Origin of the sequence: Amycolatopsis sp. MJM2582 (assembly GCF_000754115.1) — a bacterium.
GTDB lineage: Bacteria > Actinomycetota > Actinomycetes > Mycobacteriales > Pseudonocardiaceae > Amycolatopsis > Amycolatopsis japonica.
Genome location: NZ_JPLW01000008.1, coordinates 21391 through 44271, shown reverse-complemented (window position 1 = coordinate 44271; position 22881 = coordinate 21391). Strand labels below are relative to the sequence as shown.

Here is a 22881-nt window from a genome sequence, read left to right as displayed (position 1 = left end):
GCTGCACCTCAGAAGGAAATACCGCCCTGGACGTCACGCGCTTGGACGACCTTGCCGGAGACATCGCCCGTCACGGTGTTGACAACGCCACCTGTTTCGGCCTGGTGCACGTTGCCGATCTTCTCCCATTCAGACCGTAAGCGCTGCGCGAAGTCAGGATCATCGGCTTCGGCCACGGCGAGCCGATCCCGCAGATTTTCGACTTCGGCCGAGTCCTCCGCCGCCCCCTCCGCGGCCTCGAGTGCCGCTGTCGCCTCCGGATCCTCCGAGAACTTCTTCTTCACCAGCTCGTACAAGCCGACCACCGTCCGGCCGGCAAGCGCGGCGGCAAGGGAAATGAGAACCGGCTCGGGCATCGACGGCACTCCCGTCCTATCGGCGTTCGCGGCCAGCTCGCCACGCTATCAGCCTGAAGACGGCTTCGACGGGGCCTGCGTTACATCCGGCGCAAGGCGACCCGTCCGGACCAGCGCTCTCCGCTCCTGTTACATACTCGCCACCGCGAGAGGAAAGCACGTAAGGATGAATGAACTGCGGTTACTGTGACTTTCCGATTCTTTCGAAACTCGGCACGCCTGGGGGCGACTGCTCGAATTTCAAAGAGTTCTGCTGGTCATCCTTCAGCCGACGATAGGGTCCAGCCATGGGGAGTCAAAGGAAACTGCAGTCCGCTGCCCTTGTGGGTGGCACATGAGCTATCCGTTCAGCAACCTTGAGCCCGCGGTCTTGCTGGGGATTTTCTTCGCGGTCGTCGGCCTCGTGCTGCAGGCTACCGCCGACCGCCGTGGTCCGGTTTCGCCTATTCTGCGGGACCTGCGGCCACGCACGGCGCTACGCGATCTCGGATTGACTCTCGGCTACGGCGGCATCATGCTCGCTCTTCCTGGGCTCGGTACATGGCTTACCATCGAGATCCTCTCCACGTCACCACAGTCTCGTGCTTGGGTACCGACCTGGCGTGGATCACATCGCTGGCCGTCGAACTGGGAAGAGTTCGCTGCCGTCCGCCCTGCGGCGGAAGCTTCCTCGCCGCGGCAGCGAGGTCTCTCAACGAGAAACCACGGTCGAGGCGTAGCTGATCAAGCGCCGCGACGAGCTGGTCCAGAGTGACGATCTCTTCCAGCTCCATGCTGACGACCTTCCTTCGCCACGGCGGTGGTCTGTCCGACAGGGGCCACCGGACGCCGCTCAGTCTCCGACGACACCAGGCCGTTACCGGTTAGCCCAACTATGCCCGTCTGTGCGCGCGTTGTCCGGGCCCATCCGGACACGGCGCCGGGCCCTGCCCAGGTGCTGGGGCTGATCAGGAACACAGGGAACTTTCGGCAGGCCGGGCTCCCAACCTCGGAGAACAGAACACCCCGCATGCGGGCCCCGTTGATCACCCTCATCGCGCTGGTGCTTCTCACCACCATCGGAGCTGCTGCGGCTGTGGCTCTCACGACCCTAGACCTTTGCCGTCAAGCGCGCCGGCTCTTCGATCTCAACGTCGACACCAGATCAGCAATGCCCTCGGCGGACACGCCGGCCCGAAAGTCGAGCCATTGGCGGGCCAGGATGAACTCCGGCAAGAGCGAGGCGTCCGCACCGGGCAGGAGAATGGGGATCACCGTGACCTCCGAGCGTCGTGACACCATCTCGTACTCTCTGAGCTGTCCGGTCGCTCTCGGGGTCGTCTCGCCCACGCAGTAGAGCAGGCAGTCCGCGACGCCGAGCCGGTCGTCGAGCACCTCCTGCCACCGTTCACCGGGCGCGATGTGCCCGTCGAAGAACACCCGGACACCGGCATGGGAAAGTGCTTCGACGAGATCGATGACTATTGGGCGATCCTCGTTCGCGAACGAGACGAACGCGTCGTAGCGGACCGTGACCTCGGAAGTGTCCAGCCGGGATAGGCGCTGACGAGTGATCAGGAAGCTCACGCTCGCGCGCCTGAGCGTGTGATCGGTCAGCCAGTCCTGACCCTGCGGGCCGGCGAGAAGCTGCCGCAGCTCGGGCTCCGAGAGCAGCCTCGTGGCGATTAGGCTCTCGCCCCCGGTGCCACTCGCCCTGGAGGCATAGGTGTCCGGAGTCCAGGTCGCGACGTCCTCCGCCAGCCCGTCAGAAGTGGTCAGCGCACCGAAAACCTCTGGCCAGCGGTGCTCCAGACACCGTGAGACGGCGAAGAAACGAATCGGTATCCCGCCCTCACGCCCATCGGACAGCCCCCTGCCGATCGCGTGGTCGATCAGGATGTTGTTGATGAACCGGATCACCGCACGCGGGTTTCCACCGAGGGCGTCGGCCACCGTCGGCAGCACGGGCTGCAGCTCGGCCACCAGCTCCTTTGGTTGCCCGGCGAGGATTTCGCGGCAGAACCCGTCCATGCGATCGGTCGACGGCGGGATGTGGAACGGCAACTGCACGATCTTGTCCAGGTACAGCTCCCCCTTGAAGTCCGCGATCCCGAAGTCGGAGGCATAGCGGTGCTGGAGATACCCCTCGATGACTTTGCGGGCCACACCGAGGACGAAGATGAAGCCCTGCTGGGCGAGCACCAGCTTGATGCTCTCCAGCAGTCTGATGGCTTGATCGGGGAAGCACCTGTCGAGGTCGTCGATCAACACGACGACCCGCACGTCTTCGCTCAGCTTCACCTCGTCGAGGGCAGTGAAGGCGTTGAAGTACAGGCTCCGATCCAACAAGGGGTCCGGAGTCAGAGCGGCGTTTCGTTCGATCATGTCCTTCGCCACGAAGGAAGCCTCGACCTCGGCGAAACCGGGTATCTTCACCTTCGACTTCGCGGAGAACCCGTACGCGACGGCCCGGAGCGACCGGATGAGCCTCTCGGCGCCCGTCCCGAAGCGGTTCCGGAAAGTCTTGTGTTTCTCCAAGGCTTGGACGATCGTGCCGACGAGCGGAACGATCGGATGGTCCTCCTGCTCATAGCGCCACGCGTTGAACCAGACGGTGACGACGTTCCCTTCGTCGCCGAGCCGCTTCTCGATCAGACGCATGAGACTCGTCTTACCGGTCCCCCATTCGCCGAAGACCCCAATCGTGAACGGCCCACGGGTATCGGTCGCCGCCCCGGCCAGGATGCGGGCATAGGTGTCGAAACCCAGCCCGTCGACATCTCGCCCTTGCGTTTCGCCGATCGCCTGGTCGGCGATAAGGCTGATCTTCATGAACACCCCGGGTTGCTTCGGCTGGTTCGCGTACCCGCCATAGTCGCTCGCGAAGGCCGGAGCGCTACACCCGCCGGCAACCGATTAGTGAATCCGGAGAGCCACCTTCCGAGAGGTGCTGTGGACGAACCCGACCTGACCGGCACTACCGTGTCCGAAAGCGCCGACAATCCCTCCGTCGGCGGCGGCCGCTGGCATATGCCGCCTGACGACACCACCTATTGCCCCCCTTCGGCTGCACTCCCCGGCCCGCCATTGTCGCGGCGTCGACGCTGCGCGGCCGGCTGGCCTGGGCCGAAGTATCGACGCGAGCCTGCGGGGCCATGGACGTGTACTCGGCGGTCAGCCACTTGGGCATGACCGACGCCGGTGCGGCTTTCTCCGCAGATACCGCGACCATCGAGAGCGACTCCACACCGTCGCGGTCGCATCGACTTCGCCGAACAACTGCGAGTGTCCCCGGGACGTGACCTCCCGACCGCGGTGACCTACCAATCACACGACGAGGACATTCTGGAGTACCAGCTGATGCGCACGGCACTCGACCTACTCGCACAGGTCCCGGTCAGAGCCGCAGCAAAGTCGTTCCGTGCACGCTGAGTAGAGTTTTCGCCTGGCCAAGGCGACCTGCATCGGGCGTCACGCGGCGACGGTCGATTGCCATGGTGTCTTGAGATCCGTGATGAACTCCTGTCCGGCGTCCTGCTCGTCAAGAAGTACCGCAACTGCCGCGCCATCGGCGAGGTCGCAGTGGTGCTCGGACACAGGGCCGCCGAGCTCAAGTGGAGCGGCCGCGCCATCCTGCCCGTGCTCGACGTAGCACACGATTTCCGGCGAGTACACCGCGGTGACGGGCTGGCTGGAGAAGCCGTGGCTGACGAAGGAGACGAACTCTGGGCGTTCGTGCCGCCAGATCTCGATACCGTCGACCTGGGTCTCCCGCCTGCCGTGGCCGAGGTAGCGGGTGAGGTGGTCGTCGAGGGCCTGCTCGGTCATGGTTGCAGCAGCTCAGCCATCGATCTCGCTGACGAATCGTTAGTGAGAGCGGAAGCGGGTTGGGTCACGGATATCGTGGTAATCACTCGTAGTGTGCGTAAAAATTCCTTCGCCACACAGTTACGTTCCTTCGACTGGGATACCAGCTGAATTCGTTTCCCGCGCGACGGCAGACTGGGAAGTTTTCCGCAACTTCCGGGTTTTTCACCGGAAAACAGGCTCCCTGAAGATATCTCCTCATCCTGCCGTTTCGGACACCAAACGCCATGCTGCACCGAATTCCGCACCCGCGATCGCCCGCCGGTTTCACGACAGCGTCGCAGTGCGCCGAATCCGAAACCCGCGATCTACGAATTTTCTGAAATTGTTGTCACTCGATTGGCGGTCGTCGAACACATGGACGGTTCGGCAGCCTCTATCCCGGCAGTCCATAGGTGGCTGCCAAACGGTGATTCCAGGGGAGGATCAACGATTGTGATACGTCTCAGACATGTGCTCTTGCCCTTAGGGGCTGTGGTCGCGCTGATGATGGGGGCGGTGCCCGCGCAGGCGATCGAGGCGGTGACCTACCGTTCGGAAATGTATGTCATCCGCGATCCGGCGCTGGTACGGAATCCGGATATCGTCAGGAAAACGCTGGAGCGTGACGGAAACCTGGACGCGCTCGGCATCCAGCCGAGCGCCGCGGCGGGACAAGCACCGCCGCAGCGGAAACCGCGGATCGCGGCGGCCGACCCGCCGTATGTCGTGGACAGCTCCCGATTCCCGGGTAGCAGCAAACCAGCCGATCCGTATGAATACATGACCCACGCGGACTGCCTGGCCAAGGCCGGCACCGCGGGGCAGGACGCGGGGTGGATCAAGAACCGGTTCTCCTACTGCCAGATCGATCTGGTCTGGGCGGTGGACCTCAAGTGCGGGCCGCGGGGCTGCCAGGTCATCGGCGCGATCGGCGCGACGAGTGTCGTGGTCGGCTATGGGAAGATCGGGCCGCACCCGGAGAACGCCACGCAGCGCTTCGCCGACTTCCGGCTGGAAACCACGATCCTCTACACACAAGGCGCGTTCAGCCAGCCCAACGCCACGATGCAGGTGACCATCCAGTGCGCGGGCGAGTACCGGGTCGATTTCGGGATCCCCAACGACCGCGCGTGCCACCCGGGCAAGTTCTCCACCCGCAAGGCGACCATCCCGCAATGGCGCCTCGATCCGAACTCCTACCTCGACCTGCTGTCCGACGGATACCAGCCTGGCGCGGAGTTCGGTGAACAGCTCGCCCAGGGTGTGTTCAAGTTCGAGTACGAGTTCACCCCGAAACGCGACATCGACCTGAAATCGGTCAGCCCCGAGGGCGGGCTGCGGTTCGACAGCGCGTTCTACCTGCGCGACAAGCAGGGCAGTATCTTCGACCGCGCCGTGCCGGGCATGTCCTACGGCAAGAGCGACCCGGCCGTGGCAGGACATGCCATGCACGTCGAGGAGGCCCGCGCCAATCCCGATGCGACCGTGCCGCCGAAGCAGGGCAAACGGCTCCTCGGTGGCTCGCCGGCACCCGGGGACACGCTGCACCGGCTGGCGTCCGGCCGCAGCGAGGCCTCGAGCACTCGCGCGGCTCGCAACCGCACCGTGTCGACGAACTTCTGCGCCACCGTGGGGATGCCGCCGCGGCCACCGACCGGTGGGCCGTTCGACTGCGACGAGTACGCCTTCGCCTCCACCTACGAAGGCTCCGCGCGCAACGAGTACGAGGGCGCCCAGTACGCGCTGGACTACACGGTACGGTGGGTCAACCGGTCCCAGAACCAGGAGGCAGGCCGCCGGCTGTTCGGCTGGTACGAGAACGACCGCATCCTGGATCTGGGCAAAGACCCCGAACTTGACCCGCACGATCAGGAACGGTTCTTCATCCAGATCAACCCCTGACGAGGACCGGCAGCGATAACCATGTGGTCTGCCGGAGACGTCCGTCTCCGGCAGACCACTGCTGGCAAGGATGGCAGGTGGAGCCTGTGACGGTGAACGACGTCGACGCAGCCTGGCAACGGATCATGGCCTGGCTGCACAGACACACGCCGATCACCGCGGCCACGCTCCGGCCTCCAGCACCCGCCGACGACATTCGCGCGGTACAGGACGCCGTGGGACTGCCGTTCCCGGACGACCTGCTGGCGTGGTGGCGGCTGATGGACGGGGTCGACGACGATGCCGACTACCGCACCGCCTTCACCGTCCCCGGCGGGTACATGCCGCTATCGGTAGCGCGCGTGCGGGAGGAGTGGACCAGCCTCAGCGCCTACCCCGACCAGGACTGCTGCCAAACCGATGGACTACACCAGCGCGCGGCCGGCGACGCCACCTTCGGATACTGCACTGCACTGTTGCCCGTCTGCCGCGCCCTCGACGGCGCTGTCCTCGCCATCGACCTGCGCCCCGGCAGCCAACACGGTTGTGTGATGGACTGGATGGCGCAAGCAGGCGCCCACCGCACCACCTGGACCAGCGTCAGCGCCCTGCTCACCGACACCGCCCAACGACTCGACAGCCACACCACAACCGAAACCCCGCCGCGGCCGGGCGACCCGACCGTACGCGACGACGGAGCACTGGCCTGGGCGTAAACGCCGCGCGCGGACACGGGCGCCCCGCACGCTGCAGCGGACCGGTCACCATCGGCGCCTGGTCGCTCAGCCGTCCAGTTTCAGGGACATCCCGCCGTATCGCAGCAAGCCCTGTTCATGGACGTCAGTGTCAGGGGTGTTGGTACCAGCCACGCCAGGCACCGTCGTAGTAGATGCGGAACCCGACGCTGACCTCTACCTGGCGCTGGCCGTTGCCGTTGCGGTAGCACTCGGACGTGTTGTCCGCCGCGCCGTGGTTCGGCATCCGCTATCCGGCCAGACGTGCCAGATGGAACGGCCGGGGCCACGACAAAGTGCTCGTCCCACGAGCACATCAATTCTTTGGTGCTGTTTTTCTCGCATCCCCAGTAGCTGTAAGCGTCGACGATCTCGCCTTTACCTCCCTGGCAGTTGCCATCGATTGTCCCCGACCGCGCACCGTGTGACATCACCACGCCGCTCGGCAAGGCTCAACCGGACCGGCCCAGGCCGACAAGGTGCGTTACCGATCACCCCGCCAGCCTGCCGGAACAACCGCACCCCCGTCGTCGGGGACAACCCCACCGCCCGGGCCGCCGGCTTCGCCACCTCCGCACGAACCTGATCCCAAAACCCCACCCGCACCGCCCGCGGCAACCACCGACAAACCCAACCCACCACAACACCGCCCCTTCCCGCAGACGGTGTTGCAACAACCCCGTGCCCCCTAGCACCTTCAACAGTTCGAGCCAGGACAGGCGGGGCATCGGCGATGCATGCCAACTGAATCGACACCGGCTGAATCCGTGACACTCGGCGGCGTCGCCACCAGCCGGGTCGCTCGAGGCGTTACCACTTTGATCCTCGAACCTGCCTCCCTGGCCAGGCTCCGCAAAACGCCGCGATTCAGTTCAAACCCGTTGAGGTGAATACCGAGACGAACGCGCCGTGCCTTTCCATGGTTGCCATCGATGAGCACGTCGACTTTTGTATCATCGCCCTCTATCGAGGGGGCGTCGTGAGATCTCTGAACGCCGGGGAACCCACCGAAGTGGGTCGGCACCGGGTGTTCGCCGTGCTCGGCCAGGGCGGAATGGGCCGGGTGCTGCTGGGCCGTTCGCCCGACGGGCGGCTGGTCGCCGTCAAACAGATACATCCGGGCTTCGCCCACGATCCCGGTTTCCGTGAGCGGTTCCGCCGGGAGGTCGCTGCTTCGAGAATGGTGTCCGGCGCCTTCACCGCCGCGGTGATGGACGCCGATCCCGACGCGCCGACACCCTGGCTGGCGTCGATGTTCGTACCCGGTCCCTCGCTCGCGGAGGCGGTGGCCGCTGGTGGGCCGTTGCCGCCGTCTTCGCTGCGGTACCTGGCCGCGGGGCTGGCGCTGGCGCTAGGGGAGATCCACCGTGCCGGGCTGGTCCACCGCGATCTCAAGCCCGGTAACGTCATTCTCACCGGAGACGGTCCGCGGGTGATCGACTTCGGCATCGCCCGTGCCATCGAGGGCGACTCCGAACTCACCCATACCGGAGCGATCATCGGCTCGCCCGGGTTCATGTCGCCGGAGCAGGCACGCGGACAGGAGATCGGCCCCGCGAGCGACCTTTTCTCCTTCGGGTCCCTGCTGGTGATGGCCGCGACCGGGCAGGGCCCGTTCACCGGATCGTCCACTCCGCACACCCTCTACAACGTCGTGCACACCCGGCCCGATCTGAGCCGGGTGCCGGAGGACCTGCGCCGGATCGTCGAACCCTGTCTGGCGAAGAGTCCCGGTGACCGGCCGGACCCGGCCTGGGTCCTGCGTCAGCTCGGCCCCATCGCGCCGGCGGCTGCCCCGTGGCCACCGCCGGTGCCCCAGCTGATCGACACGCAGCAGGCCGAGGTGCGGGAACTGCTGAACCCGCCCGCACCGAAGCGCTCCCGCCGCGGGCTCTACACCACCTTGGCCGCGGCCGCCGCGGTGCTGGTGGTTGCCTCCGTCGTCGTGGCGGTGAACCTGCCGCAACGGCCCGGGACGGCACCCACGGCCGCGCCGGCGCCCGGAACGGCGGTGACCACGCCGGTCAACCCGGATCCGCTCGGTCCGGACAACCTGCGCCGGGTCGACCTGTGCAAGGTGCTGGCGGGCTGGGAGGCGCCCGTGCTCGGTGCGCTGACGGCGTCTTCGCCGGGGCGAAGACTGGACTGCCTGTACGGTGCCCTGAACCTCGATATCGGCCCCAGGCTGCTCGAGGGGGTTCCAGCCGGGGAACTGGAAGGGCTGCCGATGTACACCAGCACCTTCGGCGACTCGTGCGCGGCCGCCGTACCGGTCGCCGGCCTCCAGAGCGTCGTGCTCCTCACCGAGATCCGCGGCTCTCTCTCCTCGGACGAGAAGTGCACCGTGGTGAAGGCCGGACTCGGCGAGGCGGTGCGGCGGATCCGCGCGGGTGGTCACGGACGCGATATGGCCGCCCAGTCGCTGATCGGGCTGGACCCCTGCACGCTACTCCCGCCCGAAAGGATCGCCCGGCTGATCGGCCCCGTGCGGGCCACCGTCCTCGAGGATCTGCACCAGTGCATCTACCACGGCGACGACACGTTCCGGCTGACCGTGGAGCAGGGTTATCCGCCACACGGACCGGAGCAGGCCGCCGCCGGTGGCGTCGTGCCGGTCGAGGTCGGCGGTAGGACGGTGTACCGCGACGAGCGTCCATCGCAGGGGCCTCCGGCCTGTGTCCTGACCTGGCAGCACCGGCCGATGAGCGAGCGCCTCGGTGAGAACGTCAAAGTGACGTACGAGCGTGGAAGCCGCAAGACCATGCAACAGGCGTGCGCCAAGACCGAGGAGGTCGTCAGTGCGCTGCTCACCTGGTTGCCGAAACCCTAGGACCAGTCTGTGAAACCCTTGCGTGCCAGTGAATCCCGGCAGGTCGGTCCCCACCGGATCATCGCCGAACTCGGCGAAGGGGGCATGGGCAGGGTCGTACTCGGACTCGCCCCCGACGGCCGGCTCGTGGCCGTCAAACAGATCCACGCCGAATTCGCCCACGACTCCGGCTTCAGGGAACGTTTCCGCCGGGAGATCGCCGCCTCACGCCTGGTCTCCGGCGCCTACACCGCCGCCGTCATGGACGCCGACCACGAAGCCGAATCCCCTTGGCTCGCCTCGATCTTCGTCACCGGACCCGATCTGCGCACGGCCGTGGACGCGACCGGCCCGCTCCCCGTGGAAGCCGTCCGCCGCCTCGCCTCCGGACTCGCCGCCGCACTCACAGACATTCACCGTGCCGGACTGATCCATCGCGATCTCAAGCCCAGCAACGTCATCCTCTCCAGCGACGGGCTCCGCGTCATCGACTTCGGCATCGCCCGCGCCGCCGAAGAAGCGCAGAACCTCACCCACACGGGTGCCATCATCGGCTCGCCCGCGTTCATGTCACCCGAACAAGCCGGAGGCGGCCCGATCACCCCCGCCACCGACATGTTCTCCCTCGGCTCCATCCTGGTCATGGCAGCCACCGGACGTGGCCCCTTCAGCGGTGCGTCGGCACCACAGACGCTCTACGACGTGGTCCACACAGAACCCGATCTTTCCACCGTGCCAACAGAAATCCGGCGCATCGCCGAACCGTGCCTCGCCAAGGACCCGGCCCGGCGGCCCACCCCCGGACAGCTACAGGACTTCCTCGGGCCTGTTCCGTCGGTCACCGAACCCTGGCCCGAGGCCGTACACGCCCGTATCCGGTATCAAGAAGCCGAAGTGCGCTCGGTGCTCTCGTTGCCGATTCCCGCGTGGCAGCCACCCCCGAAATCTTCGCCGGTCAAGAAACGCCGGCCGGAATTGCCCATCACCGTGGCGCTGGTGGTGGTCGCGGCCCTGATCGGCACCCTGATCCTCGTCATCCACGCGATCACCTCACCACCGGATCCTGGCACCCCGGCCATGCCGGTGGCCGAGGCGCTGACCCTGGACCGGCTCCGCCGTGTCGACACGTGCAAGGTGCTCGACGGCCGATACACCGAGGACCTCGGCTCGCTGGAGCCGGACTCGAACCCGATATCACCGGACAGGTGCACCTACAAGGGACCTAAGGGCCTCTATTTCGATCTCCGGCTCGGAGAACCCGTGGTCAACGGCGGCATCGGCACGACGAACCGCACCGCCGAAGGACTACCGCTGTTGCGCGCTTCCTTCAGCGGCGGCTGCCACTCGCTGATTCCGATCACCGACGAGCCGGCGCTCTACGTGATGCTCTACAACGACACGAACGTGGGCGACAAATGCGCGATCGCGGACAGCGCGCTCACCGTCGTGCTCGCCCGCCTGCGCACCCACGAAGTCGATCGTCAGGACGACGCGGCCGGTGTGCTCCCCCTCAACCCTTGCGCTCTCCCCGACGCCACCGTGGTCGCCCAAACCATGACCGACGTCCGGGCGGTCACCGCGGGCCTGCGGAACTGCCGTTGGCAGCGGGAAGACGAACGGCTGGACCTGAGAGTCCAGCGGAGCCTGTACATCGACGACGACAACGGTGACCCCGTCGATCTCGGCAACGGAGTCACCGGTTACGTAACCGGTGACTCCGAGTCCTCCTGTCAGCTCTCCTGGCCGCACCGCACCCTCCCGGACGGTGACGCCGAGTACATTTCCGTGTGGCTGCAGGGATACAGCGGCGAACGGGCCTGCGAACGGGTACGCGCCGTCGCCGCCTCCGTGCTGAACCGGCTTCCGAAGCGCTAGCGACCTTGCACCCCCTCGCCCAAACGTGGCGTGCCGGGCCGGTTGATGCTCCTCGCCTCGAATAACGAGGCGCGAGAACGGCGGCCACGTCACCTCTGACCAGCACCCCTCGTCGCGGACTTCCGGATCGCTGACCGGGCCACAGCGCGGGGCCATGCAGCGGCACCGCGCCCGTGCCGGGCAAGGACATCCGCGCGCCGGGCCGCTTCGGCGTGGAAGGCGACCTGGCGCCGTGGCCACTCCACGGCTGAGATGTTCCTGTGCGCCTCTGTGACGGCGTGCGCGGGGCGAGCCAGCGCTGTCAGGTGCGGGGTTCGAAGGTGAAGGTCTGGCCAGCCCCGGACGAGTCGCACGGCAGTTGGAACACCGGTGCCCAGTCGGCCATCGACACGTCGAGCACGCCCAGACAGAGGTTGCTGTGCACCGCCCGAAGTCGAAAGCCCGTCGATGTGCTCTCACTAGGGACCAGCTGGAAGTCCTCGGCGGCTCCGGTGTCACAGAAGCCGTCGTACACCGCCGCGCCGGCCTCGGCTGATGCCTTCGGCACGCCCATGCAGCCGCCGCCGAACCGTGGATGGTGAGTGAGTATCCGATAGACATCGTCGCGGACCAGGCGCAGCGCCATCGTCGGCATGGCGCGGGCACAGTCGCGCTGGTAGACCCGACCGCTGTCATCGGTCGGGTCCTCGGACAGGCACAGCGTCGAGTGCGCGAGCTTGATCCGGTAGCCACCGGCAGGAGGCAGGGTTTCTGGCGAGACGGCCGCGTGAAGTGCGGTAGACACGCGATCGGGCGGCGAATCCGCGGCGATCAGCATGCTCGCCCCGGCTGCGCATGCCAGGACCGCGAGGCAGGCCGGAGCACGGCCCTTCTGCGGTGTCGGCGAGGCATTCCTTCTCGTCGTCGATGTGGCGTATCGGCTCGGCATCGGCGCGGTTGCGGGCGGCGGAAGCAACCCGGTGTCCGCGCGGAGGATCCGTTCGTGCAGCTCACGGACAGGTGGGCTGGGGTCGGTGCCAAGTTCCTCAGCCAGTTGCCGTCGCAGCCTGTCGTAGTGGCGTAGCGCCGCGGCCTGGCGGCCGCTGCGGTACGAGGCGAGCATGAGAAGGCCTGTGAGGCGTTCGTCCAGCGGGTGGTCGGCGGCCAGCGCGGTCAGTTCACCCAGTAGGTCCGTGTGCCGACCATCCTGCAACGCCCAGTCGGCGCGGTCGAGCTGGGCAACGAAGCGTTCCTGGTGCAGTGTTCGCCGCAGTGATTGCGCCCACGGGGTATCCAGCTCTGCCAGCGGTTCCCCACGCCACAGCGCCAGAGCGTCCTCGGCGAGCGCGAGAGCGCGGCGCGGCTCCGATTGTCCGCGTGCCGACCTGAGCAGCTCCCGGAAGCGGTGCAGGTCGACGGTGTCGGCCGCGCTGGCCAGGACGTACCCGTTGCCGCGGCGGGTCACCGTCACCCCGGTCGGCGCGAGCGCCCGCCGCAAGTGTGACAGGTAGGTGCGCAGCGCCGAGCGAGCAGCGTGAGGCGGCTGCTCACCCCAGACCCGGTCGATGAGGCGATCGGCAGAGACAGCTTGGTTGGCATCGACCAGCAGGACGCCCAGAACGCCGCGCTGCCGGCTGTGCCCTATGTCGACGCGCTCGCCGTTCACCCATACCTCGACGTCCCCCAGGACACCCAGCGTCACTGTCTCCCGTTCGACACTCACCCCACCTGATTACCGCGTGCGGGCGACGACTGCAGGCGCCTGTTCGGGCGACAAGCGCCGGACCAGGCCATTCAACGAACGCGCAACGGGTTCTTGGCCTGCGGCAGGAGAAGCTCGCGGACGGGTCGATCGACCCACCCATAAGGAGGAGAAACATGGAATCGAGCAGGATATTCGCCGCACTGGGTACCGTCGCCGCCGTCCTGACCTGGATGAACCCGCCGGCCGCGGTCGCCGAGCCAGCCGGGAAAGAGGTGCCAGCCGCCGCGGCATGCCGGCAGCACGCGCACTCGGCGAAGGACCCTTTCAACAACGGCTACCCGTCCAAGGGCAGCGTCCCCGTCCGTTCGGCCGGGCCGTACGCCGACTGCCGGATCGACGGCTACATCGATGACAGCACTCGACTGCACTACCACTGCTACACGACCAACGACCACGGCAACACCTGGACGTGGGTCCGAGTAGTCGGCGAGAACATCGCCGGCTGGGTCTGGGACAACAACCTGAAGGGCAACGGCTCGGCCGTGCGCTGCTGACCACCCAGACTCGACCACCACCGAGCGAAAGGACAGCCCGTGCGGAGCCGACATCCCGCTCGGGCTGTCGTTCGCCCTAAAACCTCCGCCTCCACCGAGGCCGCCGAGGCTCAGCACCGCCGATCTCGCCGAGATCCTGTCCGACGCCGGCACCGACGCGCGGCACGCCCCTCGTCGCCGCGAAGCCGATCAGCTCTCGTGAGCGTCGGTTTCCGGTGTACTTGGCTCGTCCGGCGGCATGGACGGGCCCGCCGCGCCGGGTGGCGCGTGTTCGGGTTCGACTTCCGGCCCGGTCGGCGCGTATCCGCGTCGGCCGGTCGAGCCGGCCAGCAGGTCCCGCTCCGCGGGAGTGAGCTCGGGCATCAGCGCTCCTGATCCGGTGATTCGAGTATTTCCAGCACTTCCACGCTGTCGGCGCGAAGATAGAGGCCATCGGTGTGATCGACCCGTTCCACGAAACCACCGTCCGTTCGCATGCGCCAGGAGGACTGGAGGTAGAGCTCTCGGGGATGCGGATAGGAACTGGCGAAAGAACGGGTCCCGTACCATCCGCCGACCCAGGTTCCATCGCTCAACCGGACGCGGACGAAGGACGGTTTGCGATCGCGGAATGCGTGGTCCCAAGCGGTCGGCGTGGTCCGGTAACGGCTGCGCAGCCGACGACGTCGGAGCCAGGAAGTCAACGCGGCGGCCGCCGCGGGGATCACGAACAACAAGACCAGCGCCGCCGCTCCGGCGAGCCGCGCGTTCTTGGCCAGGCCGTCGCCGTTCGTACCGTAGAGCCGGATCAGCTGCGGACCCAGCGCGATCGCGTAGACGACGTCGAGAACGACGGAAGCCGTGACCGCGCGAAGGACCCGTTCCCCTACCTCACGTTCGCCGGGAACCGGCCCCCGCCACCGCTCCCGGAGGAATTGGTACACGATCCCGGGGAGGACGAAAACGATGAGCAACGCTATCTGGATGACGGTGGAAGGCGTCTGCCCCATGCGGAATTTCTCCTCGATGTCACGGACCGCTGTGCACCAGACCGGCCCAGAGATCGGGCCGGTCCGGGAACTCCGAGCGGAGGGTTCGACAGACTTGGTGCAGCGCGAAAGGAGCTTGGTCCGCCCGAGGCTTATCCGCCAGCTGATCGTAGAAGAGGCGAGCGGCGACCTGAGCCGAACCGTCCTCGAACGGCCAGAGAACGCCCACTACGTGCCGATACCCGGCGAGCTGGAACACCGACGCGAGGTGGATGGCCTCGTCGGTGTGGTCCCAGCCCGTTTTCGCCGTGGAGCAGGCCGACAGGTACGCGAGTTCGGCCTTTTCGAGTCGCAGGGCGCCGATGGCGGAGACGCGGAGGAGCCCGTCGTGCAGGGCCAATCCACTCTGTGAGGGTGTGGCGGGGTCGTTGAACGCATGGCAGGCGAAATGTGCCCACGTGGTCGTTCGGAGGGCGGAGAGCACTGCGTCTTTCGTCGCGACGCTGTCCACCAGCGAGCGTGACGCGAAAGCACCCCCGGACAAGTATGATGCCTCCGCGACGGCACCGGGGAGTTCGTTTTGGCCCGGCGTGTGTTCGAGAGCGACAGTGAGCTGCCTTCGTAGGTCAGCCGGTTGCTGACGCCGGCTGTGCAGGAGGGCACGAAGGGTCGGGGTGTACGAGGAGACGACAAGATCCATCACCGAGGGTCCTCCGGGTAGCCCGGCGGCGTGCAGAGGCAAAAGACCGAGGCGCCCCGTCGGCATCCACCACACCCGGTGAGCCGCGCCCTCGCCGAGCGCGTTCAGGACCGGCTCGGTCACGGATACCCAGAGCCACTCGAGAATCTCGGTCAGCAGCCGCCGGCGGTCCGAAGCGGTACTTCGGGTTCGTTGCCCGGTCGCCTCCGCGAGCGACTCCGCGTAGTGGTTCACGTCCGAGAGCTTCAGCGCGCGCAGCCGGACCGATTCGGTGGTGCCTGCCCGCACGAGAACGGCGTCGCCGCGAAGGTTTCCCGCGTTGACGAGGACCGCCGTGCCGTCGTTCACCGATTGCCGGAGCTCGGTCAACGAGGGTCGCGCCAGGAAATGTTCGAATCCGTCCACCTGGCGGATCCGCCGGACGACCTCGTCCCATTCGGCGCTCAGCGCGCGCCGCCGCGGACCCACGGAAGCTACGTCCGAGCGGCGAGCCGCCGGTGCGAGGTGGCTGAGCTCGGCGCCGAGTTCGCGGAACCGGGACGCGAGCGAGGGCGACACGTCCTCGAGGTCGGTGAGGTCGGTACGGGTGTCCAGCTGAGCCGACAAGAGAACGGTGCGGCCGAGTTCGGCGTGTTCGACCGCTCCGACGATATCCCCGTCGTCGAGTTCCGCCGAGACACACTCGGCGACAAGGCCGGAGAAACGGCCCAGGAGGTATTCCTGATCACCCCAGGTCAGCTGACGAAGTGCGACGGCGGGCAAGACCTGTATCGCCTCGCGCAGCATCTTTCTCGCCGGCTGCCGCAGATCGAGCTCACTGAGCAGCAAACCCAAGGAATAGGCGCCGTACGCACGGTGCGTCGGTGGTGAATCGAGGGCCTTGGAGAACTTCTCGACAAGCTGCACGACTTCCGACCGGTCCGGCGGCTGGAACCCTGCTCGGACGCTGACCAGATAGGCGCTGGCCAGGATCCCCAGCCGTCGGGCGCTCTCGGGGCTCTCGGTCGGGGTCGCGGCCAAGGCTCGCTCCGCCGACTCGACGGCAACGCGCAGGTCGGCGTGCTCGTGATTCCGTTCGAAGCGTCGCTGGCAGGCAATGGCGACGGTCGTCAGGCGATTACCCAGGTCACGGTCGTCCGAGGCGGTGATGGCGATCGCTTGCCTTCCCCGGTCGACACTGGCGTCCAGATCGCTCAGATCTCCGGTTCGCTCGAAGCGGCTCAGGTAAGTGGAGCCGAGATTCGACAACGCGCCGCCCCGGGCCGGCATCTCGGCGGGGAACGCTTTCGCTGCCCGCTCACCGTGTTCGATCGAGGTCTCGAGGTCCGCCGGATCACCGTGACGGTCGTATCGCCAGAGATAGGCGAGGGAAAGGTTGGACAGGGTACCGCCGAGATCGGGATGCTCCGATGGCGTCGTCCATTTTGCCTGTTCACCCCATTCGATGGCTCGTTGAAGGTCGGACGATGTGCCGTAGAGTAGGTAAAGTCGCAGCTGACCGTTGCAAAGATTGGTCAGGATTTCCGCCAGATCAGAGGGGCTTCTGGCCGGGTGGATCTCCAGGGCTTGTTTGGCGCAGTCGATCGCGGTCCACACATCGGCGACCGTGCCATATCGCTCAAACCGTGCGAAGTAGGTCAGCGTGAGGTTCGACAGGGTCATGGCCAGGAGTTGCCGGGACCGTGCACGGGTCGGCTTGAGTTCCCGGGCGGCCGCGACAGCCTGCTCACTCCATTCCACGGCGGAAGCCAGATCGACATCCAGGCTCCCGAATTCGAAGCGGCGCAGGTAGGCGATGCCCAGGTTCGTCAGCATGCTTCCACGGCCGGCGTAGCTGATGGCCGTGGAAGCAATGGCCGACTTTTCGTACCGGATCGCGGTATCCAGGGCGGCGGAATCACCGGTCTGCTCAAAAAGCGTCAAATAGGCGGTGGCGAGATGATGTCGTGCGACACTGACATCCTCGTCGTCCGGCGAAAAAGCACCCACCATTTCCTCGCCATGAGCGATCATCTTTCGCAGGTCTTCCAACCGGCCGGTGTTCTCGAATTTCTGGTACTCGACTGCGGTTCGGGTGTTGACGTAGCCTGCTCGAAACGCTCGACGCATTGTCCCGCCCCCTCCACTCCGCAGCACTGGAACCCTAGCCCTCCGTCACGAGCCTCTCGCATCTCTCGCACTCAAGGAAAGACCCCGATCGCGTGGCCGGGACCCGTCGCGTCTGCGGCGAGCATTGGCCCGTGGACACCCCGGCATCCCGCCAGCTCGTAGCCGCGTGGCCGCGACGCCGTAGCCCACGCCAAGCCGGTGATCACTCGCTCAGCGCCGCAGCACAGAGTGGCACGAGCATCCTTGTTTTCGACAGCGTGTCGCGTTCAGTCCGTGTCCGGAAGCCAATCGTCGGTGTCTCGGTGACGGCCGAGGCCGATCGCGTCGACGTGGTCGCCCTCGACGACTCCGAGTCGCCGGAGCGCTTGGGAGATCGGGCTGCCACTTGCGGGGATGGGTTCCTTCACTTCCGGCTGCAGAGGTCCAAGGACCACTTTTGTTCGCCGCGGCCTACGGGCTGCGCAAGAAACCCGGCATGGATCGCGCTCTGCAAATCGCCGGACTACCGTTGGAGGACGCCATCACCGCGGCGAGGACGACGCGTGGAACATCGCCGCACTCGTCCTTGATCTTGTGGGCCGTGGGGCATGGCCGGTCACGGCCACAATCACCTGAGCAGGCTGTGAGCCTGCCCCGCTGTGACGGCGAGGCTGATATTGCCCCGGTTCTCCGGACATCCCTTGGAAAGCCGCAACTTTCGTGACCGACGTTGCACGGCGCGCTTCGCGTCCGGGTGTTCAGGTGGTTGTCCAGGGTAGCCGTATCGCTTCGATCTCGAAGTCGCTCACCAACGCGTCGACCAGCACCTGCGAGCCGACGACCTTGGTGGCCCACAGGTCATAGTCGGTACACAGGCACCAGGAGCGATCCTCAGCCCACAGGTTGGACGGGCTGAAGTCGGTCTCAGGATCGTCGTACAAGATCGCGGCGTCACCGAGCTTCCCCACGCGCACATGGAGATTCTCGAAGTCGCTGGCCCCGAGCGTCAGCGGGCTGCAGTAGGCCAGGCAGCGGGTGACCGGACCTGCGGGACTATGTTCGGTGAGGATCTCCAGCAGCCGCGTCCGCCGACACTGCCGCCGCGCGAGCGTCGGCCTTCGGGATCAGTGCGCTCAGGAGGAAGGGGTACCTGTCGACAACCTCAGCGAGGTAGGCGCGAAACTTCCCGCGTGAATGCGAGCGTCACCGATCGCCACAACAAACCTTGATTCAATAATACACCAGAAGGCAGTTCGTGACTGCTCCCCTGATGCCAGAATGACTGAATGCCCAAACTGGGCGGGCCCTGAACATTGCCCGCTCGACGACACGTGGTTATTCAGGTAAGCCCAAGACGAAAAACGGCGTTGACGATCAAGGCTGTCATTCTCACCGACATTGACCTGAACCCGATTCGCGACTCACGAGTTGCCGTACTCGGCTCACATCCGACGCCGGCGGAGGTAGTCGAAGTGGCGCTGCTCGTCGGCTCGCGAGACGTCCTGAGCACCGATAACGCCCCGCTACGGGCGGTCGACTCCTCCCGGCGACGGGACCTCGGCGGGTATAGATCCTGAGCGTTCGCCGTCAGCGGCCGCTCTCCGCGGCTCGCACGGACGCTGCCCCGGGTGATGATCTTGCCTGGATAGCCCTGCAACGCCTCCTCAGATGTGCGTTGACCTGCCCAAGAGCAGACCTTCGAATCCCGCGGCGGGCACACTGGAACGTCAAACCGTCGTTGATTAAGCTGGGCGTCATTTGGCGGTCTGAACCGTGCCTGATCAGCGGTTTCTCCCTCGTCGAGGTGGCAGCCAGCGGCTGTACGGGCATGACAACGATTCGGGTACAGCGGCCGCTGCACCGAAGTATTGGGACCCAGGAGAGCAAAACTGCTGTTCGCGACTTGTTTGATCGTGATCGCCTGGGGGCGCCGCCGCGGAAGTCTGGCCAGGCGAGCGGGCGTCAGAGCTGGAACGAACCTCGCCTGATCAGCGGTTTCTCGTCGCTGTGCGCCCGTTTCTTGGTCATTTGGGGATGCCGCGTTCGTGAGACAGCCTGCAGCTGGCACGCCGGACCGCCGGGGACGACATCCGCATAATCGCTGGTCTTGACGCCTTTGGCGACGGTCAGTCGCCCAACGCTGGCGGGCGAGGCCGCCTCCACGTCGGAGCGCCGAAGGATCCGCACACCCCCTCTGAGCAGCAGTTTGTCACGGTTGGAGGGTGATCTCTGGTCGATTTTGCAGCCTTGGTCCGGCTCTGCCGTGTTCCCGACCGCTCGCAGGGGACGAGATCAAGCACGTATAACCGCTGGTCCAGCCGTGTTTGACCATGATCGGCAGGGGTCTTCTCAGTCGTCGACAGCGCACCCTCACGAAACGGCTGCTAGCTTCTGTACCTCTTCTGAGCAGCGGTTTCACAGCGCCTCCGCGTACGACGTGGCGAATCTTGCTGACTCACCAAGGAACTGGCCACAACGAGTTCGCCCTGAGAGGCCTAGACCAGCAGAAACGGTAGCCACCACCCGAGATACGGCACGCGACAGGGCTTCGCCATAACCAGGGAGCCTCAGAAACGGAGGTTTGGCCGCGTTTTCGGTCAAACTGAGCCGATTGGCAAAGTCGCTGGTCCGAGCAGGTTTCACACTTGCAGCAAAGGATGCCTCCTGCCGTGGGTTTGCCTCGCCTTGAGACGTTCCCATGATCGCGAAAACCTGCCCTCACCAGCGAAAATGAGACTCACTGGTCGCCGATCGTCTCGCCCCGCCGGGCCCATCACGGCCGCGGCCTCGCCCTCGCCGCGAAGCCATCACCGAAGCGCCACCACCGTGGTCCAGGTCACATCGAAAGGGGGTGTGTTTTGGTTTCCCTTGCCGTGGCGGTTGTGGCAATGATGGAAGACATCCCGGCGCGTTCCACCCCAGCGATTTCACTTGTGAGATCGACGGCTAGCGCCAATTCCCTCTTTATGACTAGGAGTTGCCGTGCTCATCTCGCTATATCAGGTTCGCCTTCGACCGCGATGGACCTGTGGAGCGTTCGCCGATGATCGCAGCCCATGGTGGTTTCTTTTATTGGCGGTCTTCGTGATCGTGCTTCTCGTTTTGAATCAGTCGTTAGTCGCGGCCATCGGCGCCGCGGGCGCTCTCGCAGCATTAGCGTCGCCATACGGCCTATTCGGCAATAGGTCGGGCGCTCGACGCCGCACTCGCTGCACTTCGCGGGGCGCAGCAATGACGAGACCGGATGCCCACCGCTTCGCCGCGGAGATCTACCACCGGTTCGAGGCGCTTTACCACGAGCGCTATCCCAACACAGGCCCGGTCACCGAGGAGTACCTCGCGACACTGATGATCAGCCTGCCGGAGATCGACCTCGACATCGACACCATGAACGTCGTCCTCCGCCCCGAATCCCGGGTGGCGCCATGGAGCCACTACGCGACCACCCTCCGGGCCCTCACCGAGAACGCCGACACCGTGACATGGTTCAACGACACCCATAGCAAGCTCGCAGAGCTGCTGCCCACCTGGTCCCCTCCCCCGCGCGACATCGCCGCTATCACCGATGACGGCGAATTCATGGCGACGATCCGGCGGCTACGCGAGACACCTCGTCCAATCCCCGTCGCGGAGTTGTCACGCAAGATGCGTGACCGCGACGGAAAGAACTACTGGCAACGGACACAGCTAGGCGAGAACCTCAAGAAGAAGACCCTGCCGGACAAACCAGACCACGTCCGGAACCTGGTGGAGACGCTGTGCGAGCACGCGGGACGCCCCGCGGCTGATGCCGACCACCTTTACCAGACATGGCGACGGCTCCGCGGACATGGGAGGAAGCCGCAACCCCGGTCTTACGAGCAACCCGAGGTCGTCACTGCCGGCATTCCGGCAGTCGATCCTCCGCCCGACCCCGAAATCACGCTCCCGGTCGCACCCATCGTGCCGCGGTGGCCGCTGTCGAGGACGCTGCTCATTCTCGGTGTGGTCGCGATCGCGGTCATCATCGTGATCTTCGCGGTGATGTGACTATGGGCAGCCGGGACGTTCATCGGCCGCCTACGAGGCTCTGGCGAACCCCATCTCCTGCGGCCGCAGGAGACCGCTGGCGACTCACGGACCGGATAGGCAGTCAGATCGGGTATCGCCGCAGCCTCGGCAGCTACGTGAAGCGGCCGATCGCGAGGGCTTCGTCGTCGTGGCGTTTGGCGCGTGGGAGATGCCGGGCATCGGGGTCATGGTCTCTTTCCCACGCGTGGCACTGCATCAGTATCCCGTCCAGGTCGGCGGCGGAGGCGGAGCTGATGGTGGGCCAGTCGGTGATGCCCAGGTGTTCCATGGGCGTGTAGGCGCCGTCGGTCGCCACGATCGCCCACGGGATCTGGTCGACGGGGATGGTGGCGCGGATGCCCTGGTAGGCCGCGGCCGGGTCGGTTTCCGCGATCCAGTAGCCGCCCGGCCGGTTGCGGCGCGCCGCTTGCTTCCGTTGGAGTGCGACCAGCAGTCCGCGGTGGGTGTCGTCGAATCCCGTTCCGGTCGCGAGGCGCTGCTTGTACAGGTGGCGTTCGGGGATATCGAGGTGGCCGAGCCGGGGATCGGTGATCGTGCGGCCGGGGGCGACGAGGAGGTTGTCGCCGAGCATGAGCACGTCGACGTGCTCGTCCTGGCGGCGCAAGATGGTCACCGTGCTGACGGAGATGCACCCGCGGTCAGCTCCAGTCGGGTGGCGGTCGCGGTGATCGCCTCGGCGAGGACGTCGGCCAGGTCGACGCCGGTGTAATGGTCGAGGTGGTCGCGCAGGTGCCGACCAAGGCTGTCAGCGTAGGTGGAGGGGCTGACCGGGACGGGTGCGTAGGCGCTGGCGCCGTCGAGCACGATGACCGCGCTGCGGGTGGTGAAGACCTTGTCGTCGCTGTCGTCGTGTGGCGGGAACTGGGCGGCGGCGACCTCGATCGGCGTCACCATGTGAAGGGCCCGGCGTGCAGGTCGGCGCTGGTGATGCGCATGCCGTCGTAGGTACAGCGGATGATCGCGGAGAACTGCGTTTTGCCGGCTTTCTTGTGCAGGGCGGCGAGGGTGTCGGCGAGGCGGTGGGCGGCGCCGAGCGAGCCTATGCTGTGGATCCCGGCGATGTGAATGATCACGCGGTCGTCGATCACGTGCCGCGCGAGGTAGGCGATGTCGCCGGGTTGCGTGGCGGGCTGGTCCGACGGCGAGCCGTAGCGGGTGGTGCACGCTCCGATCTTCACCACGGTGGTGCGCGACCTGGAAGACCAGGCCCGCTTGGTCTCCCCGCACGAGGTCTCCCACTGCCTGCTCTTCGGCGCGTGCGGCCACGAGAACACACCGAACCGGCCCTGCCGGCTTGCCCCGCTGGTACCGGACGAACCGGCCAGTCTGCACG

General features: G+C 66.2%; 19 protein-coding genes. 7 read left to right on the top strand and 12 right to left on the bottom strand.

Annotation, left to right across the window (positions count from 1 at the left end):
• Positions 1-8: 8 nt before the first annotated feature.
• Together ED92_RS37690 and ED92_RS37680 are read right to left on the bottom strand one after the other, a co-directional pair.
• The gene (locus tag ED92_RS37690; RefSeq protein ID WP_037347432.1) at positions 9-356 is read right to left on the bottom strand and encodes a hypothetical protein; all 348 of its coding nucleotides are present in this window, start codon (positions 354-356) and stop codon (positions 9-11) included.
• Positions 357-1460: 1104 nt separating this feature from the next.
• Positions 1461-3167 carry a P-loop NTPase fold protein gene (locus ED92_RS37680; protein WP_037347429.1) on the bottom strand — a complete coding sequence of 569 codons (1707 nt, stop codon included), beginning with the start codon at positions 3165-3167 and terminating at the stop codon, positions 1461-1463.
• A 369-nt stretch (positions 3168-3536) separates the two neighbouring features.
• Here ED92_RS37680 and ED92_RS43860 point away from each other — a divergent pair, with 369 nt between their 5' ends.
• Positions 3537-3767, top strand: a complete 231-nt coding sequence (locus tag ED92_RS43860) for a hypothetical protein (RefSeq protein WP_369797479.1) — start codon at positions 3537-3539, stop codon at positions 3765-3767.
• A 39-nt stretch (positions 3768-3806) separates the two neighbouring features.
• Here ED92_RS43860 and ED92_RS41515 read toward each other — a convergent pair whose 3' ends face one another.
• Complete coding sequence (locus ED92_RS41515; RefSeq protein WP_052121149.1) at positions 3807-4163, bottom strand: hypothetical protein; 357 nt, start codon at positions 4161-4163, stop codon at positions 3807-3809.
• A gap of 498 nt (positions 4164-4661) precedes the next feature.
• Here ED92_RS41515 and ED92_RS37670 point away from each other — a divergent pair, with 498 nt between their 5' ends.
• Both ED92_RS37670 and ED92_RS37665 read left to right on the top strand, forming a co-directional pair.
• Positions 4662-6086, top strand: coding sequence for a hypothetical protein (locus ED92_RS37670; RefSeq protein ID WP_161791138.1), 1425 nt, complete (start codon positions 4662-4664; stop codon positions 6084-6086).
• Between the two features lie 92 nt (positions 6087-6178).
• Complete coding sequence (locus tag ED92_RS37665; RefSeq protein ID WP_037347426.1) at positions 6179-6781, top strand: SMI1/KNR4 family protein; 603 nt, start codon at positions 6179-6181, stop codon at positions 6779-6781.
• Positions 6782-6911: 130 nt separating this feature from the next.
• Here ED92_RS37665 and ED92_RS43710 read toward each other — a convergent pair whose 3' ends face one another.
• Positions 6912-7046, bottom strand: coding sequence for a hypothetical protein (locus ED92_RS43710; RefSeq protein WP_255355410.1), 135 nt, complete (start codon positions 7044-7046; stop codon positions 6912-6914).
• 732 nt (positions 7047-7778) lie between these two features.
• Between ED92_RS43710 and ED92_RS37660 the strand changes: the two genes are divergently transcribed.
• Together ED92_RS37660 and ED92_RS37655 are read left to right on the top strand one after the other, a co-directional pair.
• Positions 7779-9629 carry a serine/threonine-protein kinase gene (locus ED92_RS37660; protein WP_037347095.1) on the top strand — a complete coding sequence of 617 codons (1851 nt, stop codon included), beginning with the start codon at positions 7779-7781 and terminating at the stop codon, positions 9627-9629.
• 9 nt (positions 9630-9638) lie between these two features.
• Positions 9639-11483 carry a serine/threonine-protein kinase gene (locus tag ED92_RS37655; RefSeq protein ID WP_037347094.1) on the top strand — a complete coding sequence of 615 codons (1845 nt, stop codon included), beginning with the start codon at positions 9639-9641 and terminating at the stop codon, positions 11481-11483.
• A gap of 301 nt (positions 11484-11784) precedes the next feature.
• Here the strand turns inward: ED92_RS37655 and ED92_RS41510 are convergent, their stop codons facing one another.
• Positions 11785-13185, bottom strand: coding sequence for a BTAD domain-containing putative transcriptional regulator (locus ED92_RS41510; RefSeq protein ID WP_081976033.1), 1401 nt, complete (start codon positions 13183-13185; stop codon positions 11785-11787).
• Positions 13186-13340: 155 nt separating this feature from the next.
• Here ED92_RS41510 and ED92_RS37645 point away from each other — a divergent pair, with 155 nt between their 5' ends.
• A complete protein-coding gene (locus ED92_RS37645; RefSeq protein ID WP_037347092.1) occupies positions 13341-13721 on the top strand; it encodes a hypothetical protein in 381 nt (126 codons plus the stop codon).
• A 189-nt stretch (positions 13722-13910) separates the two neighbouring features.
• On the opposite strand, the gene ED92_RS42840 is transcribed toward ED92_RS37645, so the two are convergent.
• From ED92_RS42840 to ED92_RS37630, 4 genes are all read right to left on the bottom strand, one after another.
• Positions 13911-14084 (bottom strand): hypothetical protein, encoded by a 174-nt coding sequence (locus ED92_RS42840; RefSeq protein ID WP_161791137.1) that lies wholly within the window; start codon positions 14082-14084, stop codon positions 13911-13913.
• Positions 14084-14710: a DUF6338 family protein gene (locus ED92_RS37640; protein WP_037347090.1), complete on the bottom strand. Its 627-nt coding sequence runs from the start codon at positions 14708-14710 to the stop codon at positions 14084-14086. The genes ED92_RS42840 and ED92_RS37640 overlap by 1 nt, the downstream gene beginning before the upstream one ends.
• Before the next feature lie 19 nt (positions 14711-14729).
• The gene (locus ED92_RS37635) at positions 14730-17498 is read right to left on the bottom strand and encodes a CHAT domain-containing protein (protein ID WP_052121145.1); all 2769 of its coding nucleotides are present in this window, start codon (positions 17496-17498) and stop codon (positions 14730-14732) included.
• A 737-nt stretch (positions 17499-18235) separates the two neighbouring features.
• Positions 18236-18451: a hypothetical protein gene (locus ED92_RS37630; RefSeq protein ID WP_200882799.1), complete on the bottom strand. Its 216-nt coding sequence runs from the start codon at positions 18449-18451 to the stop codon at positions 18236-18238.
• 2257 nt (positions 18452-20708) lie between these two features.
• Between ED92_RS37630 and ED92_RS37625 the strand changes: the two genes are divergently transcribed.
• A complete protein-coding gene (locus tag ED92_RS37625) occupies positions 20709-21506 on the top strand; it encodes a hypothetical protein (protein ID WP_037347089.1) in 798 nt (265 codons plus the stop codon).
• A gap of 133 nt (positions 21507-21639) precedes the next feature.
• Here ED92_RS37625 and ED92_RS37620 read toward each other — a convergent pair whose 3' ends face one another.
• The 3 genes from ED92_RS37620 to ED92_RS37615 are packed head-to-tail and all read right to left on the bottom strand — an operon-like array spanning position 21640 to position 22729.
• A complete protein-coding gene (locus tag ED92_RS37620; protein ID WP_235213485.1) occupies positions 21640-22161 on the bottom strand; it encodes a hypothetical protein in 522 nt (173 codons plus the stop codon).
• Positions 22158-22442, bottom strand: coding sequence for a hypothetical protein (locus ED92_RS43545; protein WP_235213484.1), 285 nt, complete (start codon positions 22440-22442; stop codon positions 22158-22160). The genes ED92_RS37620 and ED92_RS43545 overlap by 4 nt, the downstream gene beginning before the upstream one ends.
• Complete coding sequence (locus ED92_RS37615) at positions 22436-22729, bottom strand: hypothetical protein (protein ID WP_152611117.1); 294 nt, start codon at positions 22727-22729, stop codon at positions 22436-22438. The genes ED92_RS43545 and ED92_RS37615 overlap by 7 nt, the downstream gene beginning before the upstream one ends.
• Between the last annotated feature and the right edge of the window lie 152 nt (positions 22730-22881).

Bases quoted from the DNA above. Each gene is read 5' to 3' on its own strand.
- ED92_RS43545 (WP_235213484.1), bottom strand. From the start codon at position 22,442: ATGGTGACGCCGATCGAGGTCGCCGCCGCCCAGTTCCCGCCACACGAC.
- ED92_RS37680 (WP_037347429.1), bottom strand. From the start codon at position 3,167: ATGAAGATCAGCCTTATCGCCGACCAGGCGATCGGCGAAACGCAAGGG.
- ED92_RS41515 (WP_052121149.1), bottom strand. From the start codon at position 4,163: ATGACCGAGCAGGCCCTCGACGACCACCTCACCCGCTACCTCGGCCAC.
- ED92_RS37645 (WP_037347092.1), top strand. From the start codon at position 13,341: ATGGAATCGAGCAGGATATTCGCCGCACTGGGTACCGTCGCCGCCGTC.
- ED92_RS43710 (WP_255355410.1), bottom strand. From the start codon at position 7,046: ATGCCGAACCACGGCGCGGCGGACAACACGTCCGAGTGCTACCGCAAC.
- ED92_RS37640 (WP_037347090.1), bottom strand. From the start codon at position 14,710: ATGGGGCAGACGCCTTCCACCGTCATCCAGATAGCGTTGCTCATCGTT.
- ED92_RS37690 (WP_037347432.1), bottom strand. From the start codon at position 356: ATGCCCGAGCCGGTTCTCATTTCCCTTGCCGCCGCGCTTGCCGGCCGG.
- ED92_RS42840 (WP_161791137.1), bottom strand. From the start codon at position 14,084: ATGCCCGAGCTCACTCCCGCGGAGCGGGACCTGCTGGCCGGCTCGACC.
- ED92_RS37635 (WP_052121145.1), bottom strand. From the start codon at position 17,498: ATGCGTCGAGCGTTTCGAGCAGGCTACGTCAACACCCGAACCGCAGTC.
- ED92_RS37625 (WP_037347089.1), top strand. From the start codon at position 20,709: ATGACGAGACCGGATGCCCACCGCTTCGCCGCGGAGATCTACCACCGG.